Here is a 13,907-nt window from a genome sequence, read left to right on the forward strand (position 1 = left end):
TCACGTCGTTGTCGACCATGACCGGACAGCCCAGCTCCTGACTGAGCGCCTCCCGGACCGGGAAACCGTCCCAGCCCGGCATGATCGGCGGAGCCACCGGAACACCCTCGGGGAAACGCACCGGCCCGGGGACACCGATACCGGCCCCGTCGAACCCCTCCGCCAACCCCGTCGCCTTCAACTTCGCCGCCATCGACAGCACTTGCTCGAAGACCGCGACCGGACCCTCCCGGACGTCCATGGGCTGGTTGAGATGCCCCAGGATCTCCAACTCGGCGTTGGTGACAGCGACATCGATCGAGGTCGCGCCGATGTCCACACCGAGGAATCGCAGATTGGGGGCGAGCCGGATGTTGTGGGAACGGCGGCCACCGCGCGAGGCGGCGAGTCCGTCGGCCACGATCAGGCCCGTCTCCAGCAGCCGGTCCACCTCCACGGCCAGCTTGGACCGTGACAGGTCGACCTGGTCGCCGAGCTGTGCACGGGAGTTGGGACCCCCGTCACGCAACAGCTTGAGCAGCCGGGCCTGATGAGAATTCGCGGGTCGTGCCGTCATTCGTCTCACGAGCCCCTCCCCGCCTCTGTCGGGCCGCCTGCCGTCGTGCTTTCGAGGGGAACGTAGCAGTGGCTGCCCAACCTGGGAAGAATCTGTGCACGAATTGATGACGACTTTCTCCACTCGCAGGACAAAGAGGAGTGTCGAGCGGCGCGGATCGTCGAACGCGTCAGCTCAGCGGGATGTGGACGCGCGGACTCAAGGGGGCGGCAGACCTCAGGACTTGGCGCGGGCGTGGTAGGAGCGCCGCGTGTGCTCCGTGTGTTCGCGCATGAGCTGCGTGGCGAGCGTCTCGTCGCGGTCCACGATCGCGTGGATCAGCTCCCGGTGTTCGACCCAGGACTGCTGTCCGCGCTGCCGGGCGATCGGCGCGTAGTACCAGCGGACGCGCCGGTCGACCTGCGCGGCCAGTTCGGCGAGGACGGCATTGCCGGCCAGTTCCATGACCTTCGCGTGGAAGCGGGCGTTGAGCAGGACCGCGGCGTCCACGTCGTCCGCGGCGACGGCCCGCATGCCCTGCTCCTGGATGTCGCGCAGGGCCTCGATGCCGGCCTTGGACGCGTTGGCCGCGGCGAGCCGGGCGGCCTCGGCCTCCAACAGCGTGCGGACGGTGAGGAGTTGGTCCGCCTCCTCCTCGGTTGGCTCATGCACGAACGCGCCCTGGGCGGGCCGCAGATCGACCCACCCCTCGGTGTTCAACCGCTGGAGCGCCTCGCGCACGGGCTGGCGCGAGACACCGAGATGACCGGCGAGCTCGCTCTCGACCAGGTGCTGGCCGGGCTGGAGCGCACGGGTGGTGATGAGCTCCAGCAGCGCCTCGTAGACACGGTCGCGCAACGGGCCGGGGCGTTCCAGTTTGGGCACCGCACCCTGCGGCAGTCCTGGCGTCGACAACATCGGTCGGTCCCCCTCCTGGGCAGCGCGAGACGACTGCAGTCCGAAAGTCGGCATGAATTGTCTTTCGTCTACAGCCTACGGCGCACCGTAGCCAGTCCGTCACGGAGTCGACCGCGTCACACCCCGCCGTACCGGCAGGTCACGGGCAGCGGACGACCTGCCCCGCGTACGAGAGGTTCCCGCCGAACCCGAAGAGCAGCACCGGGTCCCCGGTGGAGAGGGCGCCCTGCTCGACGAGCTTGGAGAAGGCGAGCGGGATGCTGGCCGCGGAGGTGTTACCCGATTCGGCGACATCCCGTGCGACGACGGCGTTGACGGCGCCGATCCGCTCGGCGAGCGGCTCGATGATCCGCAGGTTGGCCTGGTGCAGGACGAGCCCGGCGAGCTCCTCGGGCGTGAGCCCCGCCCGCTCGCAGGCCTTGCGGGCGAGGGGCGGCAGCTGGGTGGTCGCCCAGCGGTACACACTCTGCCCCTCCTGCGCGAACCGCGCGGGCTGCCCCTCGATGCGCACCGCGTTCCCCATCTCGGGCACCGAACCCCACAGCACGGGCCCGATACCGGCCTCGTCACCCGGACCACAGGCCTCCACGACGGCAGCCCCCGCCCCGTCGCCGACGAGCACACAGGTCGTGCGGTCGGTCCAGTCGGCCACGTCGGACATCTTGTCGGCGCCGATGACCAGCGCCCGGGTCGCGGCGCCCGCCCGGATGGTGTGGTCGGCGGTGGCCAGCGCGTGGGTGAAGCCCGCGCACACCACGTTGACGTCCATCGCGGCCGGCGAGGGGATGCCGAGCCTGGCGGCGACCCGGGCGGCCATGTTCGGGGAGCGGTTCACGGCGGTGGAGGTGGCGACCAGGACCAGATCGATGTCGCCGGGCGTGAGACCGGCCGCGGCGAGCGCCTTGGCGGCGGCGTGCGAGGCGAGCTCGTCGACGGGCTCGTCCGGCCCCGCGATGTGGCGTGTGCGGATGCCCACCCGGCTCCTGATCCACTCGTCACTGGTGTCGACCAAGCCCGCCAGGTCCTCGTTGGTGAGCACCTTGGCGGGCTGGTAGTGGCCGACGGCGGCGATGCGCGAGCCGTTCATTGGAGGGTCCCCCTCGTTGCCTTGGGTAGCGGGATCCTCCAGTCTGATCAGTGACTCGCGGGTACGACGTCAGGTAAGGCGACAGGAAACCGGCGCCGAGCTTGTCGGCTTCCGTCAGCCCTTCGGACGCCCGAACACTTCTCGAACGCTCACTTGGTGAACAGCTGCGTCGCCTTCTGTACGAGTTCGTAGAGGCCGTAGGCGAGCGGTGTGCCCACCCACAGCCAGGCGAAGGCGATCAGCGGGCGCCGGTCAGGCGGACTCTGACTGCTGTCGTGCTGCGACATCGGCGGCCTCCCTCGGCGCGGGGATGTGGTGACGGGCGTGGACGGGCCGGACCAGCTCGTTGGCGACGAAGCCGATCGCGAGCAGCCCGATCATGATGAAGAGGGACAGGGTGTAGAGGGAGGAGCCGTCCTTGCCGGCCTCCTCCTGCCGGTCGGCGATCCAGTTCACGATCAGCGGTCCGAGGACACCGGCCGTGGACCAGGCGGTGAGGAGCCGGCCGTGGATCGCGCCGACCTGGTAGGTCCCGAAGAGGTCCTTCAGATAGGCGGGGATCGTGGCGAAGCCGCCGCCGTAGAAGGAGAGGATCACCAGGGCGCACAGGATGAACACCGGCTTGGACGAGTCGCCGACGAGCGCGATGAGCAGATACATCAGCGCGCCCGCGCCCAGGTAGAGGCGGTAGATGTTCTTGCGGCCGATCAGGTCCGAGGTGGACGACCAGCCGATACGGCCCGCCATGTTGGCCGCCGACAGCAGCGCGACGAATCCGGCCGCGGCCGACACCGACACCGGCGTCGAGGTGTTCTTGAAGAAGTCCGTGATCATCGGGGCGGCCTTTTCCAGGATGCCTATGCCCGCGGTCACGTTCATGCAGAGCACCACCCACAGGCACCAGAACTGCGGGGTCCGCACGGCACTGCGGGCGGAGACCTGCGGTCCCGCGGCAATGCTCGGCCCGCTCTCACCCACGGGCTTCTCCGTGCGCGGCACCCGGACGAGCAGCACACCGAGGGTCATGAAGACCGCGTACGACAGTCCGTGCACGAGGAACGCCGCCGCGATCCCGGAGCTGTCGGAGCCGAACGACTCCAGCATCTGCGCCGACCAGGGAGAGGCGATCAGCGCGCCGCCGCCGAAGCCCATGATGGCGATACCGGTGGCCATGCCCGGCCGGTCCGGGAACCACTTGATCAGGGTCGACACGGGCGATATGTAGCCGATGCCGAGGCCTATGCCGCCGACGAAGCCGTAGCCGAAGACGATCAGCCAGTACTGCTCGGTGTACGCGCCGAGCGCGGATATCAGGAACCCGGAGGAGAAGCAGATCAGGGCGACGGTCATCGCCCAGCGCGGTCCGTTGCGTTCCACGAGCGTGCCGCCGAACGCGGCCGACAGCCCGAGCATCACGATGCCCAGCTGGAAGGGCAGCGCGCTCTGCGTACCGCTGAGGTCGAGCGCGGACTCCAGGGGTGGCTTGAACACGGACCAGGCATAGGCCTGACCGATGGAGAGATGGACCGAGAGCGCGGCTGGGGGGACGAGCCAGCGGCTCCAGCCGGTGGGGGCGACAGGGGGACTCATGATCCCGGACGGTAGGGAGTACCGGGGGAGTTGAGAAGGCGGCGCGTCGAACGTATGCGATGAACGGTATGCAGCACGCGCCGAACGGTCGGACCGGCCGGTTTTCCCCCTCGGCCCGCCGCCGCCCGGTCGCCACCCTCAGCTGTCCCGTCGCCACCCTCCGCTGCACAAAGCCTTGTCTACCCGCTTGACCATACTGTAGACAATATGGAGTCGACGGCATTCGACATCGTGCATCCCACTCCGCGGTACACCCTCGACCGAACGGAGCGCCACCCAGTGAAAGTCGCAGTCCTCGGCGCCGGAGCCATCGGCGCCTACGTCGGCGCCGCCCTGCACCACGCAGGCGCCGACGTCCACCTCATCGCCCGTGGACCGCACCTCGCGGCCATGAGGCAGCACGGCGTACAAGTCCACAGCCCCCGCGGCGACTTCACCGCCCACGTCCACGCCACCGACAACCCCAACGAGATCGGCCCCGTCGACTACGTCCTCCTCGGCCTCAAAGCCAACTCCTACGCGGCGTGCGGGCCGCTCATCGACCCCCTGCTCCACGAGACCACTGCGGTCATCGCCGCCCAGAACGGCATCCCCTGGTGGTACTTCCACCGACACGGCGGACCCCACGACGGACAACGCATCGAGAGCGTGGACCCGGGAGGGGCGGTCAGTGCGGTCCTCGCCCCCCAGCGCGCCATCGGCTGCGTGGTCTACGCCGCCACCGAACTGGAGGGCCCGGGTGTGGTGCGACACCTGGAAGGCACCCGCTTCTCCATCGGCGAACCCGACCGCACCATCTCCCCCCGCTGCCAGACCTTCAGCGACGCCATGCAGGCCGGCGGCCTCAAATGCCCCGTCGAGAAGGACCTGCGCAACGACATCTGGCTCAAACTGCTCGGCAACATCAGCTTCAACCCCATCAGCGCCCTCGCCCGCGCCACCATGCGCCAGATGTGCCACCACGGCGGCACCCGCCAAGTCATCGAAACCATGATGCGCGAAACCCTCACCGTCGCCCAAGCTCTGGGCTGCGACATCGGCATCTCCATCGAACGCCGCCTCGCCGGCGCCGAACGCGTCGGCGACCACCGCACCTCCACCCTCCAAGACCTCGAAGCCGGCAAACCCCTCGAACTCGACGTCCTCCTCACCGCCGTCATCGAACTCGCCCACATCACCCACACCGACGTCCCCACCCTCCACACCGTCCACGCCATCAGCGACCTCCTCGCCCACCGGACCGCCGCATGACGGAACACCGGGCGAACACGTACCCGCGCCTCACCCACCCGCTCGTCAGGGACGAGCGCAACGCGCCCTTGCACAGGGCGAGTTGGGAGGAGGCACTGGACCGAGCAGCCCGGGGTCTGCGGCGCAACCGGGACGCGTTCGGCCTGCTCTCCGGCGCCAGGGCGACCAACGAGACGCACTACGTGGCGCAGAAGTTCGCCCGGGCCGTCATGGGCACCAACAACGTCGATTCCTGCGACCGCGCCGGCCACGCCCCGAGCGTCGCGGGACTGTCGGCCGTGTTCGGTTCGGGTGGTGGCACCTCCTCGTACGAGGAGATCGCGCACACCGACGTCATCGTGATGTGGGGCTCCGACGCCCGCCGGTCGCACCCGGTCTTCTTCCAGCATGTTCTGAAGGGGATCCGCGGCGACGCGAGGATGTACGCGGTCGATCCGCGGCGGACGTCCACCGCTCAGTGGGCGGACGGCTGGCTCGGTCTCAACGTGGGTGCCGACATTCCGCTGGCGCACGCGATCGGCCGGGAGATCATCCACGCGGGCCTCGCCAACGAGGCCTTCATCGAGCGCGCGACAAGCGGCTTCGAGGAGTACCGGGCACTCGTCGAACCGTGGACGCTGTCTCTCGCGCAGAAGGTGACGGGCGTACCGGCCTCCGCCATAAGGGAGTTGGCGCACGCGTACGCCCGCGCCGACCGGGCCCAGCTGTGCTGGAGCCTGGGGATCACCGGGCACCACAACGGCACCGACAACGTCCGCGCCCTGATCAACCTGTCCCTGCTGACCGGTCACGTAGGCCGCCGCGGCTCCGGCTTGCAGCCCCTCTCCGGCCAGGACAACGTGCAGGGCGGCATCGACATGGGTGCCGTCCCCCATCGGCTTCCCGGCTTCCGGGACATCCTCGACCGGGGCGCCCGGCTGAGGTTCGGGGCGGCCTGGGGCGCCGTCGTCCCGCCGCACTACGGACTGGGTCTGGCGGAGATGTTCGAGGAGATGGAGTCCGGCACCCTGCGGGCCCTCTACTGCCTGGGCGAGGACCCGGCCCGGTCTCAGCCGGACAGCGCGCGGACCGTGCGACGGCTGAGAGCGCTCGACTTCCTGGTCGTGCAGGACGGCTTCCTCACCGACACCGCGGAACTGGCCGACGTGGTACTGCCCTCACCCGCGGGCAGGGTGGAGAGCGAGGGCACAACCACCAACGGTGAGCGCCGAGTTCAGCGGGTGCACAAGGCGGTGGACCCGCCCGGTGAGGCCCGTGACGACGTCGGCGTCCTGTGCGAGCTGGCGCGGCGTCTCGGTCACGAGTGGCGGTACGCCGACGCCGAGGCAGTCTGGAACGAGGTGCGGTCGCTGTCCCCGGACCACCACGGGATGACGTACGAGCGCCTGGAGGAGCACCACGGCATCCAGTGGCCGTGTCCCGACACCGGCTGGATCGAACCGCCTTGTCTGCACGGGAGGTTGTGGGAGACGGATCCGGCCGAGCGGGGCAGACTCGCGCCGTTCGGGATCGTGCGGCACGATCCCCCGGTCGACCTCACGGACGAGCACTACCCGATCCGGCTGACGACGGGACGGCGGCTCGACGCCTCCAACGCCGTTGTGCGGGGCGGGAGTTTCGCCTCGGCTCGCAGGCGTGGCGAGTTCGTCGAGCTGTGTCCGGAGGACGCCGAGCGCTACGGGGTCGTGGTCGGCGAGAAGGTGCGGATCTCCTCGCGGCGCGGATCACTCCTCGCCCCGGTGTGGATCGACACCGCCCTGCGGCCGGGGCTCGCCTTCATGACACTGCACCTCCCGGACGAGGCAGCCCCCGACCGACACGAGGCGGACACCGCCCCACACCTGGCGGACACCGACCGGCCGACGACCAGGGCGGCCGCCTGCCCGATCGCGGGGACGGCGGAGTTCAAGGCGACGGCCGTCCGGATCGACAAGCTGCCCGTCGTGACGTACGTGGGGTGACGCGAGTGGACCTGCACCTCGGCACCGGCGAGCCGACGGACGACGAACGCGCGGCCGTCGACGAGCTGTTGGGGCCTCCCGCCTCCTTCTGGGAGGGCGGCGAACGCTCCGAGGCGGACCTGCGGTGGTCCCGCGGCGGGCGGACGGCCCCGGCCCGCCGCGATCTGCTGCTGCCCGGGTTGCACGCGCTGAACGACCGCGTCGGCTGGATCAGCGAGGGCGCGCTCACCTACCTGTGCCGACGGCTGACCATCCCGCCGGCGCAGGCGTACGGCGTCGCCACCTTCTACGACCGCTTCTCGGTGCGGCCCCGGCCCGCGACCGTGCTCCGGGTGTGCACGGACCTGGCCTGCGCGGCGGCCGGATCGGCTGAGCTGTGTGCCGGGATCGAGGCGCGGCTGGGCCCGGACAGCGCGGTCGGCGTCGAGCGCGGTGCCTGTCTCGGTCTGTGCGAGCGGGCTCCGGCGGCGCTCGTGGTCAGGGCGGGCGATCCGGTGCGTACGGCGGTGTCGGCGCCGGCGACCGTGCCCGCGGCCGTGCTCGCCGCGGTCTCCCCCGACTCGGCGCCCGAGGAACCACCCGCCGCGCAGGCGGTGCCCCAGGCCGGGGACGCGTCGCTGACCCTGCTGCGACGCGTCGGCGTGGTCGACCCGTCCTCGCTGGACGACTACCGCGCCCACGGCGGCTACGCCGCTCTGCGCCGGGCATACGAACTCGGCCCCGCCGGAGTCCTCCGCGAGATCGCCGACTCCGGCCCGGCCGGGCGCGGCGCCGCCTTCCCCACCGGCCGCACGTGGTCGGCCGTGGCGTCGCGGCCCGGCCGCCCGCACCATCTGGTGTGCAACGCCGACGAATCCGGGCCGGGCGCCTTCAGGAGCCGGGTGGTCATGGAGGGGGATCCGTACGCGCTGGTGGAGGCGATGACGATCGCGGCGTATGCGATCGGTGCGCGGACGGGATACCTCTGCCTGCGCGACGCGTACCCGCGGGCGATACACCGTATGCAATGTGCTGTCGACCGTGTACGCGCCCGTGGTCTGCTCGGCGACGACATCCTCGGCCGGGGCCATGCCTTCGACATCGAGATCCGGCGAGGCGCGGGCGCCTACGTCTGCGGCGACGACACCGCCCTGTTCCACGCCATCGAGGGGTACCGGCCCGAGCCGCGCTCCACACCGCCCGACCCGGCGGAGCAGGGTCTGTTCGGCGCACCGACGGTCGTGGCGGACGCCGAGACGCTGATCAACGTACTGCCCGCCCTGACCGGGGGAACAACGGCGTACACATCCGCGGGCACGGGCCGCGCCACCACCACCGCCACCGCCACCTCCACCGTCACCGGCACCGGCACCGGCACCGGCACCGGCACCGGCACGAAGCTGTTCTGCGTGTCAGGCAGCGTGGACCGCCCCGGAGTGTACGAGCTGCCGTTCGGCGCCGCGCTGGGCGAGCTCCTCGCCCTGGCCGGTGTGCGCGGGCGACTGCGCGCGGTGCTTCTCGGCGGGGCGTCCGGCGGCTTCGTACGCCCGGACGACCGCGACGTCCCGCTCCCCTTCGAAGGCTCCCGGGAGACCGGTACCGCACTCGGCTCCGGTGTCGTCATGGCCTTCGACGACACCGTGCCGCTGCCTCGGCTGGTGCTGCGCGTCGCGGAGTTCTTCCGCGCCGAATCGTGCGGGAACTGCGTGCCCTGCCGGATCGGGACCGTGCGGCAGGAAGAGGTGCTGCGCCGGATCACGGAGCGGGCCGGCCCCGCCGGGGCCGACGATCTCGCCCTGCTCAGGGATGTCGGCCGGGCGATGCGGGACGCCTCGCTGTGCGGTGTCGGGCGGTCCGCGGGGAACGCCGTGGAGTCGGCCGTCGACCGGCTGGGGGTGTACGGGTGACCGTGACAGCGCTGGGGATTCCGCGCCGGATGCTCGCCTTCACCCTCGACGGAGCGGAGACCCGGGTTCCCGAGGGCACGACGATCCTCGACGCCTGCCGGGCGGCGGGCACGGACGTCCCGGCCCTCTGCCACGGCGCCGGCCCCGCCCCGCGCAGCACCTGCCGCCTCTGCGTCGTCGAGGTCGAGGGCTCGCCCGCTCTCGTCCCGGCCTGCTCCCGCCGGGCCGAGCCCGGCATGGAGGTGCGGACGGCCACCGAGCGCGTACGGCACAGCCGCCGGACCGTCCTGGAACTGCTCGCCTCCTCGGCCGACCTGTCGACGACTCCGGGCAGCGCCGGATGGATCGAGGAGTACGAGGCGGATCCGGACCGTTTCGGCCCGCACGCGGCCCGGCTCGACGCGGAACCGGCGGAGCCGAGGGTCGACGACGACCTGTTGGTGCGCGACCGCGGCAAGTGCGTCCTGTGCCGCCGGTGTGTGGACGCCTGCGGCGACCAGGGGCAGCACACGTTCGCCATCACCGTCTCCGGGCGCGGATGGGACGCCCGCGTCACCGTGGAGCACGACGCCCCGCTCACCGACTCGGCGTGCGTGTACTGCGGAAACTGTCTCGACGTCTGCCCGACGGGAGCCTTGTCGTCCAGGTCGGAGTTCGACCGACGCGCGGCGGGCACCTGGGACGAATCAGCACAGACCAGGACTACCACGGTCTGCGGGTACTGCGGGGTAGGCTGCGGCCTCACTCTGCACGTGCAGGACAATGGCATCGTGAAGGTCACCGCGCCGCACGACGACCCGGTGAGCCGGGGCAACCTCTGCATCAAGGGCCGTTTCGGCCACCAGCACGTACAGAACCGGGGCTGATCAGGACATGGGACGAGTCACGGAACGACGCAAGGTGATACGCATACGGGACGGGGCGGTCTCGTCCCGCCCGGACACCCTGGTCGCCGAGGAACCGCTGGAGATCCGGCTGAACGGCAAGCCGCTCGCGATCACCATGCGCACACCGGGCGACGACTTCGCCCTCGCGGCCGGTTTCCTGGTCAGCGAGGGTGTGCTGGCGACCGGATCCGATCTGCAGAACATCGTCTACTGCGCCGGGGCGACCGTGGACGGTTCGAACAGCTACAACGTGGTGGACGTGCGGACCTCGCCCGATGTGGTCATCCCGGACATCACCCTTGAGCGCAACGTCTACACCACCTCGTCCTGCGGCCTGTGCGGCAAGGCGAGTCTCGACGCGGTCCGTACGACGGCCCGCTGGCCCATCTCCGACACTCCCCCGGTCCGTCTCGAACCCGAACTGCTCGCGAGCCTCCCCGACCGGTTGCGCGCGGCTCAAAGGGTCTTCGACCGGACCGGGGGTCTGCACGCCGCCGCCCTCTTCACCGAGGACGGCGAACTCCTCGACATACGCGAGGACGTCGGCCGGCACAACGCCGTCGACAAGCTGGTCGGCCGTGCCCTCCAGAACGACGACCTGCCGCTGTCCCGCGTCGTCCTGCTCGTCTCCGGCCGGGCCTCCTTCGAACTCGCCCAGAAGGCGGTCATGGCCGGTATCCCCGTCCTGGCCGCCGTCTCCGCGCCCTCGTCCCTCGCCGTCGACCTCGCCGTCGAGACCGGCCTCACCCTCGTCGGCTTCCTGCGCGGCTCGTCGATGAACGTGTACGCGGGAGAGGACCGCATCACCCTGCGGACCACGGCCACCCAGGGCTGACCGGACCCCGGGGCTCGGCCACGACCGAAGGCCGGACCCGACCGGCATCCAGCTCCGGTCGAAGGCCAGCCCCGACCCGACCGAAGGTCAGCTCCGACCGAAGGTCAGCTCCGACCGAAGGTCAGCTCCGCCGCCCGCACCACCGACCCCAGCCGCGGAAAGTCCAGCCGCACCGACGCCTCGTGCTCGGCCGCCGTGAACGCGGCCATGGCGTCCTCGACGAAGACGAGGCCGTAGCCGAGGTCACCGGCGGCGCGGGCGGTGGACTCCACACCCAGGTTGGTGGCGATACCGCCGAACACCAGGGTGGTGACGCCGAGTTCGCGGAGGCGGTCGTCGAGCCCGGTGCCCTGGAAGCCGCCGATCGTCCGCTTCACGATCTCGACGTCGCCATCCCTGGCGAGACCGGCCACCAGTCCACTGCCGGGCGGCTGTTCGGCGACCCGGGGGCGCTCGACGCGGATGAGGACGACAGGGGCGCCCGCGGAACGGAAGGCGGTCGCCAACTCCTCGCAGGCGGCGAGGACTTCGGTGCCCTTGCGGGGCTCCAGGGGCAGCGCGACGATCCGGTCCATCAGATCGACGAGGACGAGGGCGCTGCGCGCCGGATCGAGGTTGACGGGTGCGGTCATGACGGAACGCTATCCGCCGGAAGCCCTCCGTACCGGAGATCCGGATCAACAGGCCCGTGAAACGCTCGCGTTCGGCGCGGGTCGCCCTACGCCCTGGATTACGCGTACCTGACGTCAGCCCTGACGCTCCGTCACCACCCGTCCGGCGTAGTCGACTCCCGTGGCACACCCCGGCGGCAAGTGGCTCGTTGATGGGGGTGAGTTCAACGGGTCGGGTCGTGTCGGAACCGGCCTGTCGTCCAGTAGGAGGCAGTCACTTGGATGCCGGGACCACCCTGCTCGGATCGTTACTGGCCGCCGCGGGCGTGCTGGGCGCAGCCGCCGTGGCGTATCTGGGAAAGCGCGGGGAGAACGCGCTGAGCGGCTACTCCAGCCTGACCGAGAAGCTGCAGACGGAGCGCGACCGGCTGGAGCGCCAGGTCGCCGAACGCGACTCGCGCATCGACGAGTTGACCTCACTGCACACCGCCGACCAGTCGGAGATCGCGCGGCTCAGGCTCGACATCCACCGACTCGGAGGCACGTCGTGAGGGCACGCTTCGAACGGCTGCTGGCCCCGCGCTGGCGCGGTGTCTTCCTGGTGTGCGTACTGATCGCACTGTGCGGGATCGCCGTGATCCTGTGGGCCCGCATCGACGCCGGTGACCGTCGTGCCGCCGAGATGCAGGCCGAGGCGGAACGGCGCGGCAAGGCCGTGTCCACGCTGGCCCAGGACGTGCGCGAACTGCGTGCTCAGGTCGAGGCCGGCGGGGGGACACCGGCGGCGCCCGACCCCTCGGATGCGGTGGACGACCTGATCGACCGCATCCGGGTGCCCGCGGCGCTGCCCGGCGAGCCCGGCGCGAAGGGCGACCGCGGGGCCACCGGGGCGGGCGGCGCACCCGGCGCGACCGGGCCGCGCGGTGCGCCCGGCCCGTCCGGGCCACCGGGTCCGGAGGGCTCCCCCGGCCCGTCCGGCTCACCCGGCGACCACGGTGAGCCCGGAGAACCGGGCCCCGCGGGCGCCGAGGGTCCCGCCGGACCCGTGGGCCCCGAGGGTGTCGAGGGCACCCAGGGTTCCGAGGGCCTCCAGGGGCCCAAGGGCGACAAGGGGGACCCCGGCCGGCCGGGTGCGCCGGGGCCCGCCTGCCCCGACGGCTACACCCTCCAGGTCCCCGCCACCGACCCGGACGCCCTGATCTGCCGCAAGAGGGGAGCGGCCGCCCCGGCACCGGCTCCCGACCCCGCCGCCGTCCTGCCGTTCCTCCCCCTGCTACCCCGCCGACGGACTCACCTGGGACGGCGTCGACCCGCCACGGGCGCCGCCCCGGCCGACGGCACGGTCCTCCGGCTGCCCATGGACCGGACGAGCAGGAGCCACTAACGTCCCGTGGGTGCCCGACGACGTACGAGCACGACAGCGGACGGGAACGGGGCTCGGCCTGTTGCTGACCCTGGTTCTCGGGGCCGTGCTGCTCACGGCTCTGCCCGAGGACGACGATCCACAGGATACGGGCGACTGTATACCGTACACCGTCGGCGCGTGGTCGGCGGACGACCGGCTGACCGGCGAGTTCGCCCGCTACGGCGACGACGCCACCCGCGCCGACGACTGGACCGGCGGTGACGGCACCCACTCGGTGCGGCTCCCGGACGGCCGGGTGCTGTGGCTGTTCTCGGACACCTATCTGGGCCAGGTGTACGCCCCGCCCAATCCGGCAGGCGAGTCCTTCGCGTGGCGGGACACCACCGCCCCGCTGGTCCGTAACTCGGCGGTGCTGATGCGCGACGGCCGCCTGGAGACCACGCTGCCGGCCCCGCTCTTCCCCGACCCGGCACCCGACCAGTGGCGGTGGCCGGTCGCGGCGCGGGTCGAGCCGCGTACGCCCGGCTCCGACGAGCAGGTCGTACGGGTGCTGCTGTGGGTGCGGACGGCGGGGGCGGCGCCGTGGATCTACGGGATGCCCACCGCCACCGAGGTCGCCACCCTCTCGCTGCCCGACCTGCGGGTGGAGTCCATCACCAAGGTGTTCGACCAGCAGCTGGTCCCGGACGCCTCCCGGCGTGTCCTGTTCGGCACCACGCTGATCGAGGAGGACGGCTGGACGTACGTCTTCGGCGGCGACGACGGCCAGGCGGCGTCCCGGCCGGTCTCGTCGGCGTACGTGGCCCGGGTCCCGGAGGGCAGGCTCGGGGAGCCCGCGGCCTGGCGGTACTGGAACGGCTCCCGGTGGGCCCCCGCCCCCCCACCGGCCCACCCGCACGGCCCAGACACGAAACGCCCCGGGGACGCGCGACCCTGCCCCCGGGTCCGCCGGCGCGCCCCATAGGCCACGGTCCCGCGGA

The 13,907-nt window shown here is 71.5% G+C and carries 13 protein-coding genes and 1 pseudogene; 8 read left to right on the forward strand and 6 right to left on the reverse strand.

Annotated features, from left to right (window positions below; genetic code table 11):
• The 5 genes from HLK59_RS42130 to HLK59_RS42150 all read right to left on the reverse strand — a co-directional run.
• Positions 1-556, reverse strand: a 556-nt coding sequence (locus HLK59_RS42130; protein WP_171146955.1) for an ROK family transcriptional regulator, incomplete at its 3' end; no start/stop codon positions are given.
• Between the two features lie 216 nt (positions 557-772).
• Positions 773-1,453, reverse strand: a complete 681-nt coding sequence (locus HLK59_RS42135) for a GntR family transcriptional regulator (protein WP_171146956.1) — start codon at positions 1,451-1,453, stop codon at positions 773-775.
• 139 nt (positions 1,454-1,592) lie between these two features.
• Entirely contained in the window at positions 1,593-2,540 is a 948-nt protein-coding gene (locus HLK59_RS42140) for a beta-ketoacyl-ACP synthase III (protein ID WP_171146957.1), read from the reverse strand.
• Between the two features lie 149 nt (positions 2,541-2,689).
• Positions 2,690-2,827: a hypothetical protein gene (locus tag HLK59_RS42145; RefSeq protein WP_171146958.1), complete on the reverse strand. Its 138-nt coding sequence runs from the start codon at positions 2,825-2,827 to the stop codon at positions 2,690-2,692.
• A complete protein-coding gene (locus tag HLK59_RS42150; RefSeq protein ID WP_171146959.1) occupies positions 2,793-4,130 on the reverse strand; it encodes an OFA family MFS transporter in 1,338 nt (445 codons plus the stop codon). Before HLK59_RS42150 ends, HLK59_RS42145 begins: the two co-directional genes overlap by 35 nt.
• Before the next feature lie 279 nt (positions 4,131-4,409).
• Here HLK59_RS42150 and HLK59_RS42155 point away from each other — a divergent pair, with 279 nt between their 5' ends.
• From HLK59_RS42155 to fdhD, 5 genes are read left to right on the forward strand one after another with little or no spacing between them, the layout of a single operon-like run.
• Entirely contained in the window at positions 4,410-5,381 is a 972-nt protein-coding gene (locus tag HLK59_RS42155) for a 2-dehydropantoate 2-reductase (RefSeq protein ID WP_171146960.1), read from the forward strand.
• Positions 5,378-7,342 (forward strand): molybdopterin-dependent oxidoreductase, encoded by a 1,965-nt coding sequence (locus HLK59_RS42160; RefSeq protein WP_171146961.1) that lies wholly within the window; start codon positions 5,378-5,380, stop codon positions 7,340-7,342. Before HLK59_RS42155 ends, HLK59_RS42160 begins: the two co-directional genes overlap by 4 nt.
• A gap of 5 nt (positions 7,343-7,347) precedes the next feature.
• The gene (locus tag HLK59_RS42165; RefSeq protein ID WP_171146966.1) at positions 7,348-9,228 is read left to right on the forward strand and encodes an NAD(P)H-dependent oxidoreductase subunit E; all 1,881 of its coding nucleotides are present in this window, start codon (positions 7,348-7,350) and stop codon (positions 9,226-9,228) included.
• Positions 9,225-10,094, forward strand: a complete 870-nt coding sequence (locus tag HLK59_RS42170) for a 2Fe-2S iron-sulfur cluster-binding protein (RefSeq protein WP_171146962.1) — start codon at positions 9,225-9,227, stop codon at positions 10,092-10,094. The genes HLK59_RS42165 and HLK59_RS42170 overlap by 4 nt, the downstream gene beginning before the upstream one ends.
• A 7-nt stretch (positions 10,095-10,101) precedes the next feature.
• Positions 10,102-10,950 (forward strand): formate dehydrogenase accessory sulfurtransferase FdhD, encoded by an 849-nt coding sequence (gene fdhD / locus HLK59_RS42175; protein WP_171146963.1) that lies wholly within the window; start codon positions 10,102-10,104, stop codon positions 10,948-10,950.
• Positions 10,951-11,054: 104 nt separating this feature from the next.
• Here the strand turns inward: fdhD and HLK59_RS42180 are convergent, their stop codons facing one another.
• Entirely contained in the window at positions 11,055-11,582 is a 528-nt protein-coding gene (locus HLK59_RS42180) for an isochorismatase family protein (RefSeq protein WP_171146964.1), read from the reverse strand.
• 257 nt (positions 11,583-11,839) lie between these two features.
• Between HLK59_RS42180 and HLK59_RS42185 the strand changes: the two genes are divergently transcribed.
• From HLK59_RS42185 to HLK59_RS42195, 3 genes and pseudogenes are all read left to right on the forward strand, one after another.
• Positions 11,840-12,112 carry a hypothetical protein gene (locus HLK59_RS42185; protein ID WP_171146965.1) on the forward strand — a complete coding sequence of 91 codons (273 nt, stop codon included), beginning with the start codon at positions 11,840-11,842 and terminating at the stop codon, positions 12,110-12,112.
• Positions 12,109-12,945 carry a collagen-like protein gene (locus HLK59_RS42190; RefSeq protein WP_346779941.1) on the forward strand — a complete coding sequence of 279 codons (837 nt, stop codon included), beginning with the start codon at positions 12,109-12,111 and terminating at the stop codon, positions 12,943-12,945. The genes HLK59_RS42185 and HLK59_RS42190 overlap by 4 nt, the downstream gene beginning before the upstream one ends.
• A gap of 10 nt (positions 12,946-12,955) precedes the next feature.
• A pseudogene (locus tag HLK59_RS42195) lies at positions 12,956-13,795 on the forward strand (hypothetical protein); the annotation flags it as partial.
• Between the last annotated feature and the right edge of the window lie 112 nt (positions 13,796-13,907).

Origin of the sequence: Streptomyces sp. S3(2020) (assembly GCF_013044505.1) — a bacterium.
Taxonomy (GTDB): Bacteria; Actinomycetota; Actinomycetes; order Streptomycetales; family Streptomycetaceae; genus Streptomyces.